A 20,237-nucleotide genomic window follows, 5' to 3' on the forward strand; every position below is an offset into this window, starting at 1 on the left:
CGTGCTGATCGCAGCATGGTCCCGGTGCACCACCATAGATTACAGCCACACCAACATCGCGGGCACTGAGCGGCCCACCCAGGCAAGAAAGACCTACCAATGAGACTAACAATCAAGGTGAAGCTAATCGCTGCATTCAGCGCGCTTGTGCTGTTGATGGCGGCCATCGGCCTGTTCGGGCTGTGGCAGATGCAGCAGATCAACGGCAAGTCGTCCGAGATTGCGCAGAACTGGCTGCCCAGCGTTGACGTCGTCAACCGCCTCAACACCGTCACGTCCGACCTGCGCGTGGCCGAACTGCAGCATCTGACCCTGACCGACGATGCCGGCATGCGGACCTGGGCCGACAATATCTCTACCAGTATCGACAGCATTGCCGAACTGCGGGCCAAGTATGAGGCACTGATCTCGAGCACTGAAGAACAGGCTCTGTACGACCAGTTCGCCAGCGAGATGGATCGCTATCTGCAGCAGCATCAGCGCGGCTTTGCGCTGTCGTCCTCCAACCAGAACGAAGCGGCTCTGCAGGTCTACAATGGCGAAGCACTGCAGCTGTTCAACGACCTCTCGGCCAACCTGGCCAAGCTGGTTGAGCTCAATACAGCCGGCGCCGACAAGGCAAGCACCGAGGGTGATGAGCTCTACAGCCTGGCCACCACGCTGGTGATCACATCGCTGATCATTGCCACCATTGTTGCGGCCGCAGCAGCCCTCTGGATCATTGTCGGCATCAGCCGTGGCCTGAGCAGCATCAACCAGGTGGTCAGTGCCGTGGCCATCGGTGACCTCGATCAGCGCATCGAAATCAAGAGCAATGACGAGATCAAGGACCTGGTCGACACCGTCAACACCATGACCGAGAACCTGCGCAACACCGCCTCGCTGGCCGACCAGATCGCCAGCGGCAACCTGACGGTGACGCCCAAGCCGCTGTCCGACAAGGACACGCTGGGCATTGCCCTGCTCCGCATGGTCGAAAAGCTGCGCGACGTCATCGCCGACGCCATCGCTTCGGCAAACAATGTCTCGGCGGGCAGCCAGGAAATGTCGGCCACGGCCGAACAGCTCAGCCAGGGCGCGACCGAGCAGGCATCGTCCACCGAAGAGGCATCCTCCTCGATGGAAGAAATGGCGGCCACCATCAAGCAGTCGGCTGACAATGCCAGCCAGACCGAAAAGATCGCCCGCCAGTCTGCGGCCGATGCCATTGCCTCGGGTGAAGCGGTCAACAACGCCGTCAGCGCCATGCAGACCATCGCCGAAAAGATCATGGTGGTGCAGGAAATCGCCCGCCAGACCGATCTGCTTGCCCTCAACGCAGCGGTGGAAGCCGCCCGTGCCGGCGAGCATGGCCGCGGTTTCGCCGTGGTGGCCTCTGAGGTGCGCAAGCTGGCCGAACGCAGCCAGGCTGCGGCAGCGGAAATCTCCAACCTTTCTGGCACGACCGTGAAGGCTGCCCAGTCGGCCGGCGAAATGCTGGCCAAGCTGGTGCCCGATATCCAGCGCACCGCCGAACTGGTGGAAGAAATCTCGGCTGGCAGCCGCGAACAGAGCGCCGGTGCAGCCCAGATCAACACCGCCATCCAGCAGCTCGACAAGGTGACCCAGCAGAACACCTCGGCCGCCGAGGAAATGTCGGCGACCTCCGAAGAGCTGGCCAGCCAGGCCGAGCAGCTGCAGTCGGCAATCAGCTACTTCCGCATCGACTCCAATTCTGTCGCCCACGCCCAGTCGACCTCGACCAGCAGCAGCAAGAGCAAGGCGCGCAGCGCCGGCCTGCGGGACGCGGTGATGGCCAAGGCGCCCCATATGGCCCCTGCCAAGGCCGACTCGGGCAAGAAGACCAAGGGCGGCGGCTTTGAGCTGGACCTCGACGACGGCCACGACGAGCTCGACGGCGAGTTCAGCCGCCGCGGCGCAGCGTGAGGGCGGGGCATGGCCGAGCAATCACAATACGTCACCCTGGGGGTCAGCGACGAGCTGTTCGCTGCCCCCGTTGAGAAGGTCCAGGAAATCCTGGACATGCGCCCCATCGCGCGCCTGCCCCAGGCGCCCGATACCCTGCTGGGCATGATCGACGTGCGCGGCCAGGGCATTCCCGTTGTCGACCTCAGGCTGGCGCTCGGCCTGCCTGAGGCGTCCGACACCGAGAACACCCGCATCATCGTGCTGACCCTGGCTGGTGCAGAGGGCGAACTCAAGATGGGCCTGCGCGCCGACCGCGTCTTCGAGGTCACCGTGCTCGACGAGGCCGAGCTTGATCCGCCACCTGCCGTCAGTGGCAGCTGGTCGGGGCGCTGCATCGCCGGCATCGGCCGGCGCAATGGCCGCTTCGTCACCGTGCTCGACCTCGAGCGTCTGCTCGGATCGGTCCAGCACCTGACCCAGGCCGCCTGAACGTTCCGGCACGCGACTGTCGCGTGCCGCCTCTTCCCGGAGTTAAGTTTTGTCCCTGCGTGCTCACGAAATCCAGACATACGCCTCCAGCGACGACGATCATCTGTCCACACGCGACTTCAAGCGCATTGCCGACCTCATCGGCGCCGAGGTCGGGATCAAGCTGCCGCCCGGCAAGCGCCTGATGGTGGAAGGCCGCCTGCGCAAGCGTGTTCGGGCCCTGGGCCTGTCGGGCCTGGATGAATATGCCTCGCACCTGTTCGAACACGACGGCCTGGTTGCAGAGCGGGTTCATCTGATCAACGCGGTGACCACCAACAAGACCGACTTCTTCCGCGAACCCGAGCATTTCGAGCTGCTGCAGCAGCGCCTGGTGCCCGAACTGCTGACGCTGCGCAGCCGCGAGCGCAACCCGCTGCTCAAGATCTGGAGCGCCGCCAGTTCAACAGGAGCCGAGGCCTATACCCTGGCCATGGTGCTGTCCGATCTGGCCGCCCAGCGCCAGGATTTCCGCTTTTCCATTCTGGGCACTGACATCTCGACCAATGTGCTCGAGCAGGCCGTGCGCGCGGTCTATCCCAGCGAGCAGATCGCGCCGGTGCCCGCCACCATGCAGCAGCGCTACCTGATGTTCGCGCGCCGCCCTGGCTTGCGTCCGGAAGTGCGCATCGTGCCCGAACTGCGCCGGTTGACCCGCTTCCAGCGCCTGAACCTGATGGATTCCAGCTATCCCTTCGATCAGGACGTTGACGTCATCTTCCTGCGCAACGTGCTGATCTATTTCGAAAAATCCGACCAGGAAAAGGTCATTCTGCGGCTGGTCAGCCATTTGCGCAGCGGCGGGTACCTGATCTTAGGACATTCCGAGTCAATGATCGGCACAAACGTGACGATGCGCCAGGTTGCTCCGGCGGTCTTCCAGAAGGTGTGAGAACACAGCCATGATGGTTTCCCGCAAGATCCGCGTGCTGATCGTGGATGACAGTGCCTCGGTGCGCATGACGCTCAGCGAGATCATCGCTGGCGACCCCGACCTTGAAGTGATGGCCACGGCTGCCGATCCCTATGTCGCGGTCGAGCGCATTCGCCAGGAAGTGCCGGACGTTATCTTCCTCGACATCGAACTGCCACGCATGGATGGGCTCACCTTCCTGCGCAAGATCATGAGCCAGCGCCCGATCCCGGTGGTCATCTGCTCAAGCCTTGCCGAGGCCGGTTCGGAGACGCTGATGCAGGCGCTTGAGGCGGGCGCAGTTGACGTGGTGGCCAAGCCGCGCGTCGACACCACCCAGTTCCTGCAGGAATCGCGCATGCGCATCTGCGACGCCGCCAAGGCCGCCGCCCATGCCAAGTTCCGCGGCATGCAGAAAGCTGCGCCGCCGCCGATCAATGTCGAGGCCAAGCTGACCGCCGACGCGATCATTCCCCCGCTCTCGGCCACCCGCGCCGCCACCTTGCGCGCCAACATGCCCGAAACCGATCCGGTGGTCTGCATCGGCGCCTCCACCGGCGGCACCGAAGCCCTGCGCGACGTGCTCGAGCCACTGCCGGCCAATAGCCCGGCCATCATCATCGTCCAGCACATGCCCGAAAAATTCACCAATGCCTTCGCCCGTCGCCTCAATGGACTTTGCGCCATCGAGGTCAAGGAGGCCGAGGATGGCGACGTCGTGCAGACCGGCCGCGCCCTCATTGCGCCGGGCAATCAGCACATGCTGCTGCGCCGCGCCGGCAGCCGCTACACCGTCAATATTGTCGACGGGCCCCATGTCTCGCGCCATCGCCCCTCGGTGGATGTGATGTTTCGCTCGGCCGCCCAGAATGCGGGACGCAATGCCATCGGCATCATCTTGACAGGCATGGGCGACGACGGCGCCCGTGGCCTGCTCGAGATGCGCCAGGCCGGCTGCCACACCATCGCCCAGGACGAAGACAGCTGCGTTGTGTTCGGCATGCCCAAGGAGGCCATCCAGCGCGGCGCCGCCGCCAAGGTCGTGCCGCTCAAGCGCGTTGCCGACGAGATTGAAGCCTTTGGCCAGCGGCCAAACCGCACCGGAGCCCCAGCATGACGGCCACCGCCCTGGCAGCAGCCACCGCGCACCCCCGGGCCGAGACCCTGCACGGCCTCGCCCAGGCCCTGGCCGGCCCGCGCGAACAGATAGAATCCACCTTCTTGGACGTCGGCGCAGGCCTGGCCGAAGGCGCTGACATTCTCAACCGCGTGACCCGCGCCTTCGAGGCGCTGCCCGCCCAGCTGCAGTCGCCCGACATGGCCGAAGCCTCTGCCCGCCTGGCCGAAGTCGGCGCGCAGGCCCAGGCCATGGCCGAACTGTTTGCCAATGAGCAGGCCGACCTCGCCCGGCTGCACGCCGTGGTGGCCGCCGCCGCCCATCCGATTGCCGACCTGCGCCGGGCGGTCAAGATGATGAACATCGTCGCCATCAACGCCCGCGTCGTGGCCGCCGGAATCGCCGTGCGCGGCGACGATTTCGAGGTCTTTACCACCGACATCGCCCAGCTCTCCGAAAGCGCTGCCAGCACCATCCAGGCGTTTACCCAGGTCTATGAGCGGCTGACCATCGAGGTTGCACAGGCCGCCCAGCAGCGCGGCCAGTTTGAAAACGCCCATGCCGATACCCTGGCAGCCCTGGCGCAGAGCATGCAGCAGGCGCTCGACGCCCTGGCCAGCCAGCGCGCCGTTGCCGTCAACAGCGCATCGGAAACCAGCCGCATCACCCGACAGATTGCCGACCGGATCGGCAACGCGGTGATGGCCCTGCAGGTGGGGGATTCCACGCGCCAGCGCATCGAACACGTCGAAAGTGGCATCGATGCCCTGTGTGGCCTGCTGCGCGATGCTGAAATGGGCGCCGACGACCAGTCCGTCGCCATCACCGCCATGGGTGGACTGCAGGCCAAGCAGCTGGACGCCGCCGCCGATGCCTTCGAGCAGGACGTGGCCGATGCCGCCGCGGCCCTGACCGACCTGGCCGCCGATGCCAGCGGCATCGTGCGCCGCAGCCGGGAAACCTATGGCCATGACGATGGCGGCGAATCCGCCTTGGCGACGCTGAGCCGGGCTGTCAGTGCGGCCGCCCGCGTGCTGCATGATTGTGAAGCCGAACGCGGCAAGCTCGAACAGGTTGCCTCTGCCGTGCTCAGCACGGTCGGAGTTCTGCTCGGTCATGTTGAGGCCGTGCAGGAAATCGAGGCCAATATGCGCCTGGTGAGCCTGAATGCGGCAGTCAAATGCGCCCAGCTCGGCCCGCGCGGCGCCGCCCTCAATGTGATTGCCCGGCAATTGCGCGAACTCACCGGCGAAACCGTCACCGCCGCCGAGGGCGCCATGCAGGGCCTGCACGAAGCCGGCGGGCTGGCGCGCGCCTTTGGCGAGGCCGCCAGCGGCGACACCACCAGCCGCATCGGCCGCCTTGAGCACGATGCAACAGCCTCACTGCTGCTGCTTCAGGGCGTCGAAACCGCCTTGGCCGAGGCACTGGGCGGCCTGGAACGCGACGTGCCCCGCGTGCGGGCACTGCTGGAAGATGCGGCGGGACGCTTCACCACCCAGGCGATGATCTCCGACGGCATGCGCAGCCTGCGCGAAGAACTCGATGCGCTTTGCCCCGGGGTCGATATTGATGCACCCAATGCCGCTTTGGCCCAGCTGATCACCGAGCACAGCCGCCGCTACACCATGGACGGCGAACGGCGCATCCATGAACAGATGTTTGGTACGAGCCTGTCCATCGCCGCCCCGGCGCCTGCCCCGGCCACCGACACAGCGTCGGACGATCTCGACATCTTCTTCTGATCATTCCAGGCATGCGGGCCTTCCGCATGCCATGTACGGGCGCAAGTCTCGAACGCACCAGTCCTGACTGCCCCATCCAGGCAGTTTTGGCAGACCTTGTGACGGCTGTGGGAAAGGAACTGGCGGAGAGAGAGGGATTCGAACCCCCGATGGAGTTGCCCCCATGCCGCATTTCGAGTGCGGTGCATTCGACCACTCTGCCATCTCTCCGCGAGATCGGTGAACCATCCCAAAGGGATCGTCGGTCGATACGGGGCGGCTTATGGCATAGCTCAACACCGCCTGCAACTCCCCTGATGGGGTTTGCTGCAGCTTTGCGACAGCGGCCCGACGCGATCACGCGCCAGGTCTCATGATGGAGCGCGACCCGCCAGGCCAACCTGGTCACAAAATCGTGGGTGCGCGAACCGACACGTTCCGCGTTACGTATAGGGTGCGCACGCCCATCGATACGAGGAATACGATATGACCAACCGTCGCACGATAGTCGCCGGCATGGCAGCGCTTCCCCTGCTGTCGCTCTCGACTGGTTTTCTGACGCCGCTGCTGGCGGCCACGCCGGCCCTGGATGGCGATGCCATCTCAACGCCCGAAGGGGATATTGTCATTCACCCGGTCGACCACGCCAGCCTGCTCATCGGCTTTGGCGATCAGGTGATCTATGTCGACCCCGTCGGCGGCGCGGACCGCTACAAGGACCTGCCCGCCCCTACCGCCATCCTGATCACCCACGGCCATGGCGACCATTTCGACGTGCCCACGCTTGAGGCCATCGCCGGCACCGCCCCGATCATCACCAATGCCGACGTCTTCGGCAAACTGCCCGAGGCACTCAAGGCCCAGGCAACAGCCCTGGCCAATGGCGAGGACGGCATGCTCAATGCCATCGCCGTCAGCGCCGTGTCTGCCCACAACACCACGCCGGACCGCATGAACTATCACCCGGTGGGTGTCGGCAATGGCTATGTGATCAGCCTGGGCGGCAGAAAAGTCTATGTTGCCGGCGATACCGAGCCTACGCCCGAAATGCTGGCCATGACCGATATCGCAGTGGCCTTCCTGCCCATGAACCTGCCCTACACCATGACACCCGAACAGGCGGCCGAGGCGATCAACACCTTCAAGCCCGCCATCGTCTATCCCTATCACTATGGGGAAAGCGACCTGACGGTGCTGCAGCCGGCGCTCGCCGAAGGCATCGATCTGCGCCTGCGCAACTGGTATCCCAACGGCGCCTGATCGTCCGCAGGCGCTTGACTCTTTGGGCATTTGCCCCGATAAGCCGCATCGGAATTGCGCGCTGGCTTGTCTGGCGCGCTTCCTTTGTTTGAAAACGCTGTTCGAGGCTGCCCGCCGGTTTGATCGCCGGCACGCATGTCAGTAGACCGCAGGATCTGGGCTTAACCTGCGGCGCCACAGAGCGCGACACAATGGGACCGGGCGTTTGACGCTCCCGGTTATGCTATGACTTTTGCCGTGATCAAAACCGGTGGCAAGCAGTACAAGGTTGCCGCCAACGACGTTCTCAAGATCGAAAAGCTCGATGCCGAAGCCGGCACCATCGTGACCTTTGACCAGGTTCTGATGGTTGGCGACGAAGTCGGCGCCCCGCTGATCGAAGGCGCGCTTGTCGCTGCCGAACTGCTTGAGACCAAGAAGCAGAAGACGGTCATCATCTTCAAGAAGAACCGTCGCCACAATTACCGTCGCCGTAACGGCCACCGCCAGCTGCTGTCGACCGTGCGCATCACCGAAATCCTGACCGGCGGCGCCAAGCCGACGATCAAGGCTGCCGGTGCAACGGCCCCGGCCGCTGCTGCAGTGTCCACCAAGCCTGCCAAGGCCCGCGCCGCCGCCAAGGCTGCCGCTGCGACCGAAGCCACCGAGGCCAAGGCCCCGGCAAAGAAGGCTCCGGCCAAGAAGGCTGCGCCCAAGGCCGCTGCAACCGAAGAGACCGCCGCTGAAAAGCCGGCGAAGAAGGCCCCGGCCAAGAAGGCCGCACCCAAGGCCGACAAGGAATAAGGAGCTAGACCATGGCACACAAAAAAGCAGGCGGTTCATCCCGCAACGGTCGTGATACCGCTGGCCGTCGTCTCGGCGTGAAGAAGTTTGGTGGCGAAGCCGTGATCGCCGGCAACATCATCATCCGCCAGCGTGGCACCAAGTGGCACCCCGGCACCGGCGTCGGCCTGGGCAAGGATCACACCATCTATGCACTGGTGGACGGCAATGTGTCGTTCCGCACCCGCGCCAACTCGCAAGTGTTTGTCTCCGTCGACCCGGCGAAGGCCGCCGAATAACCCGGCCGGTCCGTCGAACCAGCCGGTGACCAGTTCCCCGGCTCGCGTTCGCAGACAGCGACATTGAAAAGGGGAACCGGTTCGCCGGTTCCCCTTTTCGTTTTGGCACAGCAGAGCAGCAGCATGGACAGCCTTTCCTATCGCCTCCCCGCGTCGATCACCACCGATCGCCTGGTGCTGGACACGCCTGCGCTCGCGCATGTGCCCGAAATGGCCATCCAGGCCAACAACCGGGCCATCTTCGAGGTTCTTGCCCGCCTGCCGCATCCCTATGCGGAGAGCGACGGCCGTTTCTTCGTCGAGACCATCGCGCGCGGCGAAAGCGAATTTGCCTGGTCCATCCTGCATCAGGACCGCTGGATCGGCGTCATCAGCCTGATCGGCGTTGATCTCAAGGACAGCCCCGTTCCCGAGATCGGCTATTGGCTGGGCCAGCCCCACTGGGGCCAGGGCTACGGCACCGAGGCGGCGCGAGCCGTCGTCGCCGCAGCGCGCGATGCCGGCCTGCCTGCCCTGCGGGCCACGGCGCTGACCAGCAATATGGCCTCGCGCCATGTGCTGGCCAAGGCCGGTTTCGTCGAGACCCACCAGGGTCTGGGCCAGCGCGGCAATACCCTGGGTAAGCCCACAACCTATATGCAGATCGAGTTGAGCTGATGACTCGCGCCCTGCCCGGAACCATCGCCTGTGCCCGGTTGACGCTGCGCCCCCTGCGCGCGGACGATGAAGCCGACATCATCGCCATGGCCGACAACCCCAAGATGCTCGAGACCACCGCCACCCTGCCCCATCCGTTCACCCCGGCCGATGCCCGGGCGCTGATTGCCCAGGCCGGGATGGAGGGCCAGCAGCACATCTATGCCATGGCCGGATCTGACGATCGCTTCATGGGCGTGCTCATGCTCCGCTTCAAACCCGATCAGGCCCCCGAGGTCGGCTATTGGCTCGGCGAGCCCCATTGGGGGCACGGCTACGTTGCCGAGGCACTCAAGGCCTTGCAGGTCGCTGTCGCCGGGCTGCCCGGCTTTGGCTTGATCTCCGCCCGCGTGCTGCAATCCAATGCCGCCTCGGTGCGGGTGCTGGAAAAGGCCGGCTTTGCCGTCGTCGAGCACACGGTGGGCGTTCTGGAGCGCCACCGCGGCAAGCCGCTTTACGTGATGCAGTGGCGGGCACGATGAACACAATCCTGCGCACAGAGCGCTTCCTGCTGCGCCCGGCCCAGATGGGCGATGCCGAGCCGATTGCGCGCTATCTCAATGACTTCGAGGTCGCCGGCAACCTCGCCCGCGTGCCCTTCCCCTATCATCTCAGCGATGCCAGGGCCTGGCTGCGCACGCGCCTGCCCAACCTGCCGGTGGAAGAGACCAGCTTCGCCATTGACCTGCCCGACCATGGCTTTGTCGGCCAGGTGGGCTTTCACCGCGGGGCGCAGGGCACCATCATTGGCTATTGGCTGGGCCGCCCCTTCTGGGGCCAGGGCATCATGACCGAAGCCGTCACGGCGAGCCTCGACTGGTTCTTTGCCACCACACAGGCAGACACCATCTATTCGGGCGTCTTCATCTTCAACGGAGCCTCGCTGGCCATTCAGGACAAGCTTGGCTTTACCCAAACCGGCCGCTCGCGGCTGCTCTGCCTTGCGCGCGACGCCGAGGTGGAGCATATCGACACCAAATTGACGCACAGCGTCTGGAAGGCCAGAGAAAAATGAAATTCCTTGATCAGGCCAAGGTCTATGTCCGCTCGGGCGATGGCGGCGCCGGCGCCGTGTCTTTCCTGCGCGAAAAATTCGTCGAGTTTGGCGGCCCCAATGGCGGCAATGGTGGCCGGGGTGGCGATATCGTTGTCGAATGCGTCGACGGGCTCAACACGCTCATCGACTATCGCTACCAGCAGCACTTCAAGGCCAAGACCGGCACCCATGGCATGGGCAAGGACCGGGCGGGCGCCAATGGCGAGCCCACCGTGCTGCGCGTGCCCGTCGGCACGCAGATCTTTGAGGACGACAACGAGACGCTGATCGCCGACATGACCGAAGTCGGCCAGCGCATCGTGCTGCTCTCGGGGGGCAATGGCGGCTTCGGCAATGCCCATTTCAAGACCTCGTCCAACCAGGCACCCCGCCATGCCAATCCGGGCATTCCGGGCGTTGAAAAATGGATCTGGCTGCGGCTCAAGCTGATTGCCGATGCCGGCCTTGTCGGCCATCCCAATGCCGGCAAGTCGACCTTCCTTGCAGCCGTGTCTGCCGCCAAGCCCAAGATCGCCGCCTATCCCTTCACCACGCTCCACCCCAATCTGGGCGTGGTCTCGATTGGCGAACGCGACTTCGTGCTGGCCGATATTCCCGGGCTGATCGAAGGCGCCAGCGAAGGCATCGGCATTGGCGACCGGTTCCTCGGCCATATCGAGCGCTGCGGCGTTCTGATCCATCTGATCGATGGCACCCAGGATGACGTCAAGCACGCCTATCAGGTGATCCGGGCCGAGCTGGCCGCCTATGACGAGCGCCTGGCCGAAAAGCCCGAGATCGTGGTGATCAACAAGATCGACTCCATCCCGCCAGACGAGCTCAAGGAAAAGGTCAAGATCCTCAAGAAGGTCAGCAAGCAGGACGTGCTGCAGGTTTCCGGCGTCACCGGCCAGGGGACCGAGCAGGTGCTCTATGGCGTGATCGAGACGCTCGACGCCGAAAAGGCCGCCAGGCTCGAGGCTGAACGCCGCAAGACCGAACCCAATTGGACGCCCTGACGGACTTGGCCACTGGCCCGCACACCTCTCCCCTGAGGGGAGAGGTCGACCCGAGGGGTCGGGTGAGGGGTTCAGTGGTCGGTTTGACCACCTTGCCCGTGCCGACATCTGAACCCCTCACCCTAACCCTCTCCCCTCAGGGGAGAGGGAACTCAGATCGAGTTTGAACTGAAATGAATGCCCTAGCGCCCTATAGGCGCCTGACCATCAAGATCGGCTCGGCCCTGCTCGTCGACAAGCAAGGCAAGCTGCGGGCCGCCTGGCTTGCGGATCTGGCGAGCGACATTGCCGCGCTCAAGACGGCGGGCTGTGAAGTGGTGATCGTTTCCTCCGGCGCCATCGCCCTAGGCCGCGGCCTGCTGGGCCTGTCGGCCGTTGCCCTGACGCTCGAGCAGAGCCAGGCCGCCGCCAGCGCCGGGCAGATTGCCCTCAGCCAAGCCTGGGCCAGCGCCCTGGGCGCCCACGGCATCGTCACCGGGCAAATCCTGATCACGCCCAATATCACCGAAGAGCGCCGCTACTACCTCAATGCCCGCACCACCATCGCCACGCTCCTGGGCCTGGGCGCGGTGCCGATCATCAATGAGAACGACAGCGTCGCCACCGCCGAGATCCGCTACGGCGACAATGATCGCCTCTCGGCCCGCGTTGCCACCATGATCGAGGCCGATTGCCTGGTGCTGCTCAGCGATATCGACGGGCTCTATACTGCGCCGCCGGCGCAGGACCCCAACGCCACCCACATTCCCGAGGTCCGCGCGATCACGCCGGCCATCGAGGCCATGGCCGGGGGCGCGGCCAGCCATCTCTCCCGTGGTGGCATGACCACCAAGGTCGAGGCCGGCAAGATCGCCACCCAGGCCGGCACCGCCATGATCATCGCCAAGGGCACCGAGCCCCATCCCTTGGCTGCCTTGACCCAGGGCGGCCGCCACACCCTGTTCCACCCAGCCCAGAGCCGCGCCCAGGCGCGCAAGCGCTGGATCATGGGCACGCTGGCGCTCACCGGGTCGCTGCAGGTGGACGCCGGCGCTGCCCGCGCCCTGCTCACCGGCAAGTCGCTGCTGCCGGTCGGCGTCACCAAGGTGGGCGGCGAGTTCGAGCGCGGCGATGCCATCGCCGTGCTCGGTCCGGACGGCGTCGAGATTGCCCGCGGCCTGGCAGGCCTCGACAGCGACGAGGCGCGCCTGGTGATGGGCAAGCACAGTGACACGGTGATCGAGCTGCTGGGCGTTGCCAATCGCGCCACTCTTATCCATCGCGACAATCTGGTATTGGTTGGCGCCAAGGAGGACCGCAATGACCACGTCTGATGCCGATGCCGCCATTGCCGAGGTGATGGCCGAACTGGGCCGCAATGGCCGCCAGGCGGCACGCGCCCTGGCTATTGCCACGCCCGAGCAGAAGCGCCTGGCGCTGCAGACGGCCGCCGGCGCCATCAACGCCCATCGCGCCAAGATCCTGGCCGCCAATGCCAAGGACATGCAGGCAGCCCGCACCAAGGGCATTTCCAAGGCCTTTCTGGATCGCCTTGAACTCAATGACGCCCGTATCGACGGCATCATCGAGGCCGTGCGCACCATCGCCGAGCTGCCCGATCCCGTCGGCAGCGTCATCGCCGAATGGGACCGGCCCAATGGCCTGCATATCGAGCGTGTCCGCACCCCTTTGGGCGTGATCGGCGTGATCTTTGAATCCCGGCCCAATGTGACGGCCGACGCCAGCGCGCTCTGCATCAAGGCCGGCAATGCCGTGATCCTGCGCGGCGGCAGCGACAGCTTCCATTCCAGCCACGCTATCGTCGAATGCATGCTCGATGGCCTGCATGCCGCGCGCCTGCCGGTCGAAGCCGTTCAGCTCGTGCCCACCACCGATCGCGCCGCGGTCGGCGAAATGCTCAAGGGCCTTTCCGGCAATATCGATGTCATCGTGCCGCGCGGCGGCAAGACCCTGGTTGCCCGCGTGCAGGACGAAGCACGCGTGCCCGTCTTTGCCCATCTCGAGGGCCTGGTGCATGTCTATATCGACAAGGCTGCGGACCTCGACACCGCCGTCAAGGTAACGCTCAACGCCAAGATGCGCCGCACCGGCATCTGTGGCGCCGCAGAAACCCTGCTCATCCACAAGGATGTGGTGGCGACCCACCTCAAGCCCATCATTGACGCGCTGGTCGCCAAGGGCTGCGAAATCCGTGGCGACGCGACGGTGATGGCCATGATCCCCACCGCCGTCGCGGCCACCGAGCTCGATTGGCGCACCGAATATGAGGATGCCATCATCTCGGTGAAGGTGGTCGACAGCCTCGACGAGGCCATCGCCCATATCGAGCACTATTCCAGCCACCATACCGAGGCGATCATCACCGAAGATCCCGCGGCGGTGGAAACCTTCTTCAACCGCATCGACAGCGCCATCCTAATGCACAATGCCTCCACGCAGTTCGCCGATGGCGGCGAATTCGGCTTTGGCGGCGAGATCGGCATTGCCACCGGCAAGATGCATGCGCGCGGTCCGGTTGGCGTCGAGCAGCTCACCAGCTTCAAATACCGCGTCCGCGGCACCGGCCAGACGAGACCCTGACCCTTTTGACCCTGCGCCATCCCCTCCGCATTCCCGGCATCACCGCCCTGCCGCCTTCCGGGCGGGGCATGCGCATTGGCCTGTTTGGCGGCAGCTTCAACCCCATTCACGACGGCCATCGCCTCGTGGTGGAAGAAACGCTCCGCCGGCTGGACCTGGACGCGCTCTGGGTCCTGGTGACCCCCGGCAATCCGCTCAAGACCCACAATGACCTCGCCCCCCTGGCCGACCGCGTCATCGCTGCCCGCCAGCTGCTGGACAATCCCAAGGTGCGCGTCACCGGCTTTGAAGCCGCGCATGGCTTCACCTATTCCTGGCAGACCATCCGCTTTCTGACCTCCTCCCTGCCGGACCGCCGCTTCGTCTGGATCATGGGGGCCGACAATCTGGTCGATTTCCATCGCTGGGAGCGCTGGCGCGATATCGCCGCCATGGTGCCGATGGCCATCTATGTCCGCCCCGGTTCCGGGCGACTGGCACCGGTTTCCATGGCCGCCAGTGCGCTGGCCCAATGGCGCTATGACGAGACCGATGCCACCCGCCTGGCCTTCGCCAATCCCCCGGCCTGGGTCTATCTGCATGGGCGCCAGTCCGCGCTCTCTTCCTCGGCCATAAGGGCGAGACGGCAACACGTTAAGTCAAAGTGAAGCCGCAATCTTGCGAAACCGTCATCAAACGCGCATATTGAGGGCGTGTGATCTTTGTCACCAAAACAGGAACTGACTGCTTGCCGTTTGCAAAGACGCCTGCACATTCCGATCAACCACCAAGGATGCTGATCCCCCGCATGACCCATGCACTTGCATGGGCGGAAGGCCAATTGTGATGGCCGCGCTGCCCGAAAATACCGCCACGCCCGTTCCCACGCCTATTGCGACTCCGGACCGTCCCATGATCGATGTCATTCTCGGCTGCCTTGATGATGCCAAGGCCGAGCAGATTGTTTCTGTCGACATCATGGGCAAGTCTTCGCTCGCCGACCACATGGTGGTTGCCTCGGGCCGTTCGCAGCGCCATGTCGGCGCCGTGGCCGACCAGATGGTCACCGCCCTGCGCGACGCCGGCTATGGCAAGCCGCGCATCGAAGGCCTGCCGCATTGCGACTGGGTCCTGGTCGATGCTGGCGACGTGATCGTCCATATCTTCCGTCCGGAAGTGCGCGAGTTCTACAACATCGAAAAGATGTGGCAGGCCGACTTCGCCGCTGACGCACACTAGTCGGCAATATGCGACTGACCATCGCGGCTGTCGGCCGCATGAAGGCCGGCCCGGAGCGGGAAATGGTCGCCCGCTATCTCGAACGGGCCGTGGGCGGCGGCAAGCCGCTGGCCCTGACCGGGTTCGACGTGATCGAGCTGACCGAGTCACGCGCCTCTTCCAGCGCCAGCCGCAAGGCAGATGAGGCCAAGGCGCTGCAGGCCAGCCTGCCCGACGGCATTGTCGTCGCGCTCGACGAGCGCGGCAAATCGATCGGTTCGGAAGTCTTTGCCAACCAGATCGGTCGCTGGCGCGACGATGGCCGCCCGGCAGCCAGTTTCGTCATCGGCGGCGCCGACGGGCTCGATCCGGCCTTTGTCGCCAAGGCCGATCTGGTGCTGAGCTTTTCGCCCCTCACCTGGCCACATCAGCTGGTGCGCATCATGCTGGCCGAGCAGCTCTACCGCGCCACCACCATTCTGGCCGGCCACCCCTACCACCGCGGCGATTGACCCCGCACAATCACGGTATGGTTAAGCAGCGTTAACCTGCATTTTCCAGCCCGCTTGCTATGGTGCCCGAATTGATTCGGGTGCCCGGTGCGCCCTTGCTGGAGACGTCATGGCATTGCGGCCAGGCAGGACTGTGGGACGATTGCTGGCCGGCGTGACGCTGGCCCTGGCTGCGTCCCTGCCGCTGCTGGCGCAAACCGAGGCGCCCCAGGCGGACGGCCCGACCGCCTCGCCAGCCCAGGCCACACCCGCGCCCGAGGCCACGACAGACGCACCGTCCGCCGAAGCGGTGGAGACGCCGGCGTCAGACCCCAAGGTCGATCTCGAAACCGTCCAGTCCTCCATCAGCCTCAGTCAGAAGCGCATTGATGAGCTCAAGGCCGAAATCGCGGCCATGGAAGGCGACCGCACCAAGCAGAACGCCGCGCTGATTGCGGCCGCCCAACGCGTCAAGCTGGCCGAGATCGAAGTCGCCGATGTCGAGGACCGCCTCTCCCAGCTCATCATCCAGGAACTTGAAGTTCGTGGCCGGCTCGATGGCTCCAATGCCCAGATCGCCAATGTTCTGGCGGCACTGGAGCGCATCTCGCTCAATCCGCCCCCGGCGCTGATTGTCGACCCGGCCGATGCGCTTGGGTCAGCCCGCAGCGCCATCCTGATCTCGGCCATCGTGCCGCAACTGCGCGCCAAGGCCGACGCCGTCACCGCCGACTTGACCAAACTCACCGACATCAAGGCCGCTGCCCAGGCCGAAGAAGCCACGCTCAAGGCCAACCATGCCGTGCTGGAGGAAGAGCAGCTCCGCATCGCCACGCTGATCGCCGCCCGCAAGCAGGGTATCGGTATGCGCAGCGCCCAGCTCGAGGCCGAGGAACAGCAGGCCATCGAGCTGGCGGCCCGTGCCGCCACCCTCAAGGAACTGGTTGGCAGCCTCTCTGCCCAGGCCAATTCGGTTTCGACCGCGGCTGCCACGGCCGACGCCGGCCTCGACCCCACCGCGCCTGTGATGACCGCCCAGGAAATCCAGGTTGCGCTGGCCAATACCGCGCGGACCGAACCCGCCATCCCCTTCGGCGCTGCCCGCGGCTACCTCACCATGCCGGCCAATGGCGTCAACGTTGCCGACTATGGCACCAGTGACGGCTTTGGCGGCATCAGCCATGGCATTTCGCTGATGACCCGCGCTGATGCCCAGGTTGTGGCCCCGGCCGATGGCTGGGTGCTGTTCAAGGGCCCCTACCTCAATTACGGCCAGATCATCATCTTCAATACCGGCCAGGGCTACACCATGCTGCTGGCGGGCCTTGACAAGGTGAGCGTCGATATTGGCCAATTCGTACAAATGGGAATGCCGCTGGGCGCCATGGGATCACGGACAAGTGGCCGGACCGTAACCACCAACGCTGGCGCTGACCAACCGACCCTTTATATTGAACTCCGAAAAGACAACGAGCCCGTCGATCCCACCGGATGGTGGGCGACCCCGACACAGAGTGGATAGACCCCTCATGCGCCTAAATTCCGTTTCGACTTTGGCCCTTGCGCTGGCGCTGTTGGTGCCCACCGGACTGTCCATGGCCCAGGAGGCGCAGCCCGCCCCCGCCGAGCAACAGGCCCCGGCCGATCCGCAGGCCCCTGCTGCAGATCCGGCCGCGCCGGCTGAGGCGCCTGCTGACACCCAGGAACAGGAAAAGCCGCGCGACCCGCTCGAGGTCTATGCCGATCTCAACCTGTTCGGGGAGATCTTTGATCGCATCCGCGCCGAATATGTCGATGCGCCGGATGAGCAGAAGCTGATCCGTGCCGCCATCCAGGGCATGCTGACCTCGCTCGATCCGCATTCGAACTATCTGCCGCCGGCAGACTACAAGGACATGGGCGTCGACATCTCGGGTGAATTCGGCGGCCTGGGCATCGAAGTCACCATGGAAGAGGGCATCATCAAGGTGGTCTCGCCCATCGACGATACCCCCGCCGCCAAGGCCGGCATCCTGGCCAATGACCTGATTGTCGAGCTTGATGGCATCCAGATCCAGGGCATGAGCCTGGACGATGCCGTCGCCAAGATGCGTGGCCCGATCGGCACGACCATCAAGGTGACCGTGGTCCGCGAAGGCGTCGACAAGCCGCTGGACTTCGAACTGACCCGCGCCACCATCGCCATGCGCGCGGTTCGCTCGTCGCTGGAAGGCGATGTCGCCGTCATCCGTCTCTCGCGCTTCTCCGAACAGGCCTTTGTCGGCATCGAGAAGGCCATCAAGGACATGTTCAGCGGTGACGGCCCCAAGCCCAAGGGCATCATCCTGGACCTGCGCAACAATCCTGGCGGCCTGGTCGACCAGTCGGTCTATGTCGCCGATGCCTTCCTCAAGCAGGGTGCGGTGGTGCTGACCCGCGGTCGTGTGCCCGAGGAAAGCGCTCGCTACGACGCCCAGCCCGACGCGCTCGATGCCTTGATCGCCGATGTGCCTCTGGTGGTGCTGATCAACGGTGGCTCGGCTTCCGCCTCCGAAATCGTCGCTGGCGCATTGCAGGACCACAAGCGTGCGACCCTGGTGGGCACGCGCTCCTTCGGCAAGGGTTCGGTGCAGTCCATCATCTCGCTGGGCCCCGATGGCGCCATGCGCCTGACCACGGCGCGCTACTACACGCCCAACAACCGCTCCATCCAGGCGCTGGGCATCACGCCCGACATCGAGGTGCTGCAGGAAGTGCCCGAGGAGCTCAAGGGCCGCGACGAGATCATCGGTGAGGCAGGCCTCGCCGGCCACATCAAGATCGAAGGCCAGGAAGAAACCACCGTTGGTTCCTCGGTCTATGTGCCGCCCGACAAGGCGGACGATACCCAGCTGCAATATGCAATCCGCCTGATCGATGGCGCGGAAACCAATCCGGCCTTCCCAGCCAAGGCGGAATAGCGCCGGTCTGTGCTAGAAATCGATGGGGCGAGGCGGCTGATTCGCTGCCTTGCCCCATCTGCGTCTGGAACCCCCTGCGATGTCCGATAGTCTGAGCAAGCCGCTGACCGGAAAGAAAGGCAAGACTGGCCCCAGGCGCCATCTGCCGATCGCCAGGGTCCTGTTCGGCCTGCTGGCCCTGATCGGCATCGCCTTTGTCCTGCGCATTACACTGGTCAACGACCCAACCGGCGGTCGTCCGGTGCAGGAAGCCGACATCACCAGCACTCGCAATGGCAATACGCTTGCCAATGATGTGGTCTCCTCCGAGCATTCCGGCCCGGTCACCATCACGGCCGATCCCCAGCAATATCCGGCCGGCGAGACGCCGCCTGCTGACACCCATGGTGGCACACCCGCCGTCAGCGAGATGGGCCAGCCCGACCTTTTCGGCGCCCTGCCTGACCTGAGCGAAGAGACCGCGGATGGTCCCATCCCGCGCATTTCGGCGACCGGCCTGACGCCATTTGCCGCCTACCAGCGCCCGGCGGCCGAAGCCGTGGCCAGTGGCGACCCGATGATTGCGGTGATCGTCACCGGCCTGGGCATCAACGAACTGGGATCGCTGGGCGCCATCGACCAATTGCCGGCCGACGTCACCATGGCCTTCGCGCCCTATGGCCGGACCCTGGGGACCACGGTGGCGGCTGCCCGCGCCGACGGCCACGAAATCCTGCTCGAAGTGCCCATGGAGCCGTTCGACTATCCGCAGAATGACCCGGGCCCTCAAACCCTGTTGAGCGGCGAGCCGGCCCGCGCCAATCTGGACAAGCTGTTCTGGCTCATGGCCCGCTTTGGCGGCTATGTCGGCCTCATCAACAACATGGGTGCCCGCTTCACCGCCTCAGCCGCCGATTTCTCCACCATCATGGAAGAACTGGGCGCGCGCGGACTGGGCTATCTCGACGATGGCTCGTCCAATCGGTCGCTGGCGCCGCAGCTGGCCGAGGGCAACAAAGTACCCTTCGCCAAGGCCGACGTGGTCATCGACGCCAATCCCTCGCGCACATCCATTCTTGCAGCGCTTGCCAGCCTTGAGGCCAAGGCGCTGGAGAACGGGCATGCAATCGGTATTGTCAGCGCGCTGCCCATTTCTGTCGCCGCCGTGGCCGAATGGGCACGCGACCTGAAGGCCAAGGGCATTGCCCTGGTGCCCGCCAGCGCCCTGATGAAATAGAGTTTCGCCATGACCACGCCCCGCCCCGACCGCCAATCCATGCCCTATCGCGACTGCGTGGGGGTCGCTGTCTTCAACCAGCAGGGCAATGTCTTCATCGGCCGGCGCAAGCCCGACCCGACCCCGGAGGACCAATCGGTGGTCGAGGCGCCCTGGCAAATGCCCCAGGGCGGCATCGACAAGGGCGAGGACCCGCTGCGCGCCGCCCTGCGCGAACTGCATGAAGAGACCAATATCAGCAGCGTCAGCCTGTTGGCCGAAGCACCGGAATGGATCTATTACGACCTGCCCGACGAAGCGCTCGGCATCGCTCTGCGTGGCAAGTATCGCGGCCAGCGCCAACGGTGGTTTGCCTTTGCCTTCACCGGCCAGGAGCGCGAGATCGACGTGGCCACCCCTGGCGGCGGCAAGTTCGAGGCTGAGTTCGACGCCTGGCGCTGGGAGCGGCTGAGCCGCACGCCTGGCCTGATCGTGCCGTTCAAGAAGACGGCCTATGAACAGGTGGTCGCCGCCTTTGCCGACATCCCGCAGCGCTTCACCCACGTCTGAGCC

At 64.9% G+C, this 20,237-nt stretch carries 21 protein-coding genes and 1 tRNA gene; 21 read left to right on the top strand and 1 reads right to left on the bottom strand.

Annotation, left to right across the window (positions count from 1 at the left end; all coding sequences use genetic code 11):
- Nucleotides 1-99 precede the first annotated feature (99 nt).
- The 5 genes from K1177_RS14020 to K1177_RS14040 are packed head-to-tail and all read left to right on the top strand — an operon-like array spanning nt 100 to nt 6,211.
- Nucleotides 100-1,926, top strand: coding sequence for a methyl-accepting chemotaxis protein (locus tag K1177_RS14020; protein ID WP_224703991.1), 1,827 nt, complete (start codon nt 100-102; stop codon nt 1,924-1,926).
- Between the two features lie 9 nt (nt 1,927-1,935).
- Nucleotides 1,936-2,397, top strand: coding sequence for a chemotaxis protein CheW (locus K1177_RS14025; protein WP_224703992.1), 462 nt, complete (start codon nt 1,936-1,938; stop codon nt 2,395-2,397).
- Nucleotides 2,398-2,446: 49 nt separating this feature from the next.
- The gene (locus K1177_RS14030; protein ID WP_224703993.1) at nt 2,447-3,328 is read left to right on the top strand and encodes a CheR family methyltransferase; all 882 of its coding nucleotides are present in this window, start codon (nt 2,447-2,449) and stop codon (nt 3,326-3,328) included.
- 10 nt (nt 3,329-3,338) lie between these two features.
- On the top strand, nt 3,339-4,466 hold the full coding sequence (locus K1177_RS14035; protein WP_224703994.1) for a protein-glutamate methylesterase/protein-glutamine glutaminase: 1,128 nt from the start codon (nt 3,339-3,341) through the stop codon (nt 4,464-4,466).
- Nucleotides 4,463-6,211, top strand: coding sequence for a hypothetical protein (locus K1177_RS14040; RefSeq protein WP_224703995.1), 1,749 nt, complete (start codon nt 4,463-4,465; stop codon nt 6,209-6,211). Before K1177_RS14035 ends, K1177_RS14040 begins: the two co-directional genes overlap by 4 nt.
- A 120-nt stretch (nt 6,212-6,331) precedes the next feature.
- On the opposite strand, the gene K1177_RS14045 is transcribed toward K1177_RS14040, so the two are convergent.
- Nucleotides 6,332-6,421, bottom strand: a tRNA-Ser gene (locus K1177_RS14045).
- Between the two features lie 255 nt (nt 6,422-6,676).
- Between K1177_RS14045 and K1177_RS14050 the strand changes: the two genes are divergently transcribed.
- From K1177_RS14050 to K1177_RS14125, 16 genes are all read left to right on the top strand, one after another.
- Nucleotides 6,677-7,450: an MBL fold metallo-hydrolase gene (locus K1177_RS14050; protein ID WP_224703996.1), complete on the top strand. Its 774-nt coding sequence runs from the start codon at nt 6,677-6,679 to the stop codon at nt 7,448-7,450.
- Nucleotides 7,451-7,675: 225 nt separating this feature from the next.
- Complete coding sequence (rplU, locus tag K1177_RS14055; RefSeq protein ID WP_224703997.1) at nt 7,676-8,233, top strand: 50S ribosomal protein L21; 558 nt, start codon at nt 7,676-7,678, stop codon at nt 8,231-8,233.
- A gap of 11 nt (nt 8,234-8,244) precedes the next feature.
- On the top strand, nt 8,245-8,511 hold the full coding sequence (gene rpmA / locus K1177_RS14060; RefSeq protein WP_224703998.1) for a 50S ribosomal protein L27: 267 nt from the start codon (nt 8,245-8,247) through the stop codon (nt 8,509-8,511).
- 123 nt (nt 8,512-8,634) lie between these two features.
- On the top strand, nt 8,635-9,168 hold the full coding sequence (locus K1177_RS14065) for a GNAT family N-acetyltransferase (RefSeq protein ID WP_224703999.1): 534 nt from the start codon (nt 8,635-8,637) through the stop codon (nt 9,166-9,168).
- Entirely contained in the window at nt 9,168-9,689 is a 522-nt protein-coding gene (locus K1177_RS14070) for a GNAT family N-acetyltransferase (protein ID WP_224704000.1), read from the top strand. Before K1177_RS14065 ends, K1177_RS14070 begins: the two co-directional genes overlap by 1 nt.
- Nucleotides 9,686-10,222: a GNAT family N-acetyltransferase gene (locus K1177_RS14075; protein WP_224704001.1), complete on the top strand. Its 537-nt coding sequence runs from the start codon at nt 9,686-9,688 to the stop codon at nt 10,220-10,222. Before K1177_RS14070 ends, K1177_RS14075 begins: the two co-directional genes overlap by 4 nt.
- Nucleotides 10,219-11,262, top strand: a complete 1,044-nt coding sequence (gene obgE, locus K1177_RS14080; RefSeq protein ID WP_224704002.1) for a GTPase ObgE — start codon at nt 10,219-10,221, stop codon at nt 11,260-11,262. The genes K1177_RS14075 and obgE overlap by 4 nt, the downstream gene beginning before the upstream one ends.
- 173 nt (nt 11,263-11,435) lie before the next feature.
- The gene (gene proB / locus K1177_RS14085) at nt 11,436-12,575 is read left to right on the top strand and encodes a glutamate 5-kinase (protein WP_224704003.1); all 1,140 of its coding nucleotides are present in this window, start codon (nt 11,436-11,438) and stop codon (nt 12,573-12,575) included.
- Nucleotides 12,562-13,842, top strand: coding sequence for a glutamate-5-semialdehyde dehydrogenase (locus tag K1177_RS14090; RefSeq protein WP_224704004.1), 1,281 nt, complete (start codon nt 12,562-12,564; stop codon nt 13,840-13,842). Before proB ends, K1177_RS14090 begins: the two co-directional genes overlap by 14 nt.
- A 5-nt stretch (nt 13,843-13,847) precedes the next feature.
- The gene (locus K1177_RS14095; protein ID WP_318153297.1) at nt 13,848-14,489 is read left to right on the top strand and encodes a nicotinate-nucleotide adenylyltransferase; all 642 of its coding nucleotides are present in this window, start codon (nt 13,848-13,850) and stop codon (nt 14,487-14,489) included.
- A 244-nt stretch (nt 14,490-14,733) separates the two neighbouring features.
- Nucleotides 14,734-15,060: a ribosome silencing factor gene (rsfS, locus tag K1177_RS14100; RefSeq protein ID WP_137150870.1), complete on the top strand. Its 327-nt coding sequence runs from the start codon at nt 14,734-14,736 to the stop codon at nt 15,058-15,060.
- Between the two features lie 8 nt (nt 15,061-15,068).
- Nucleotides 15,069-15,551 carry a 23S rRNA (pseudouridine(1915)-N(3))-methyltransferase RlmH gene (gene rlmH, locus K1177_RS14105; RefSeq protein ID WP_224704005.1) on the top strand — a complete coding sequence of 161 codons (483 nt, stop codon included), beginning with the start codon at nt 15,069-15,071 and terminating at the stop codon, nt 15,549-15,551.
- A gap of 109 nt (nt 15,552-15,660) precedes the next feature.
- Nucleotides 15,661-17,052: a murein hydrolase activator EnvC family protein gene (locus K1177_RS14110; RefSeq protein WP_224704006.1), complete on the top strand. Its 1,392-nt coding sequence runs from the start codon at nt 15,661-15,663 to the stop codon at nt 17,050-17,052.
- 7 nt (nt 17,053-17,059) lie between these two features.
- Nucleotides 17,060-18,469, top strand: a complete 1,410-nt coding sequence (locus K1177_RS14115; RefSeq protein WP_224704007.1) for a S41 family peptidase — start codon at nt 17,060-17,062, stop codon at nt 18,467-18,469.
- A gap of 79 nt (nt 18,470-18,548) precedes the next feature.
- Nucleotides 18,549-19,685: a divergent polysaccharide deacetylase family protein gene (locus K1177_RS14120; RefSeq protein ID WP_224704008.1), complete on the top strand. Its 1,137-nt coding sequence runs from the start codon at nt 18,549-18,551 to the stop codon at nt 19,683-19,685.
- 9 nt (nt 19,686-19,694) lie between these two features.
- On the top strand, nt 19,695-20,234 hold the full coding sequence (locus tag K1177_RS14125; RefSeq protein ID WP_224704009.1) for an RNA pyrophosphohydrolase: 540 nt from the start codon (nt 19,695-19,697) through the stop codon (nt 20,232-20,234).
- Nucleotides 20,235-20,237: the final 3 nt, after the last annotated feature.

The organism is Devosia aquimaris, assembly GCF_020169335.1.
Taxonomy (GTDB): Bacteria; Pseudomonadota; Alphaproteobacteria; order Rhizobiales; family Devosiaceae; genus Devosia; species Devosia aquimaris.

Excerpts from the sequence above, each read along its gene's own strand:
- K1177_RS14020 (WP_224703991.1), top strand. The coding sequence starts at position 100 with ATGAGACTAACAATCAAGGTGAAGCTAATCGCTGCATTCAGCGCGCTT.
- K1177_RS14110 (WP_224704006.1), top strand. The coding sequence starts at position 15,661 with ATGGCATTGCGGCCAGGCAGGACTGTGGGACGATTGCTGGCCGGCGTG.
- K1177_RS14025 (WP_224703992.1), top strand. The coding sequence starts at position 1,936 with ATGGCCGAGCAATCACAATACGTCACCCTGGGGGTCAGCGACGAGCTG.
- K1177_RS14120 (WP_224704008.1), top strand. The coding sequence starts at position 18,549 with ATGTCCGATAGTCTGAGCAAGCCGCTGACCGGAAAGAAAGGCAAGACT.
- rplU (WP_224703997.1), top strand. The coding sequence starts at position 7,676 with ATGACTTTTGCCGTGATCAAAACCGGTGGCAAGCAGTACAAGGTTGCC.
- K1177_RS14065 (WP_224703999.1), top strand. The coding sequence starts at position 8,635 with ATGGACAGCCTTTCCTATCGCCTCCCCGCGTCGATCACCACCGATCGC.
- K1177_RS14090 (WP_224704004.1), top strand. The coding sequence starts at position 12,562 with ATGACCACGTCTGATGCCGATGCCGCCATTGCCGAGGTGATGGCCGAA.
- K1177_RS14070 (WP_224704000.1), top strand. The coding sequence starts at position 9,168 with ATGACTCGCGCCCTGCCCGGAACCATCGCCTGTGCCCGGTTGACGCTG.
- rsfS (WP_137150870.1), top strand. The coding sequence starts at position 14,734 with ATGATCGATGTCATTCTCGGCTGCCTTGATGATGCCAAGGCCGAGCAG.
- K1177_RS14115 (WP_224704007.1), top strand. The coding sequence starts at position 17,060 with ATGCGCCTAAATTCCGTTTCGACTTTGGCCCTTGCGCTGGCGCTGTTG.
- obgE (WP_224704002.1), top strand. The coding sequence starts at position 10,219 with ATGAAATTCCTTGATCAGGCCAAGGTCTATGTCCGCTCGGGCGATGGC.
- rpmA (WP_224703998.1), top strand. The coding sequence starts at position 8,245 with ATGGCACACAAAAAAGCAGGCGGTTCATCCCGCAACGGTCGTGATACC.
- K1177_RS14040 (WP_224703995.1), top strand. The coding sequence starts at position 4,463 with ATGACGGCCACCGCCCTGGCAGCAGCCACCGCGCACCCCCGGGCCGAG.
- rlmH (WP_224704005.1), top strand. The coding sequence starts at position 15,069 with ATGCGACTGACCATCGCGGCTGTCGGCCGCATGAAGGCCGGCCCGGAG.
- K1177_RS14075 (WP_224704001.1), top strand. The coding sequence starts at position 9,686 with ATGAACACAATCCTGCGCACAGAGCGCTTCCTGCTGCGCCCGGCCCAG.
- K1177_RS14050 (WP_224703996.1), top strand. The coding sequence starts at position 6,677 with ATGACCAACCGTCGCACGATAGTCGCCGGCATGGCAGCGCTTCCCCTG.
- K1177_RS14035 (WP_224703994.1), top strand. The coding sequence starts at position 3,339 with ATGATGGTTTCCCGCAAGATCCGCGTGCTGATCGTGGATGACAGTGCC.
- K1177_RS14125 (WP_224704009.1), top strand. The coding sequence starts at position 19,695 with ATGACCACGCCCCGCCCCGACCGCCAATCCATGCCCTATCGCGACTGC.
- proB (WP_224704003.1), top strand. The coding sequence starts at position 11,436 with ATGAATGCCCTAGCGCCCTATAGGCGCCTGACCATCAAGATCGGCTCG.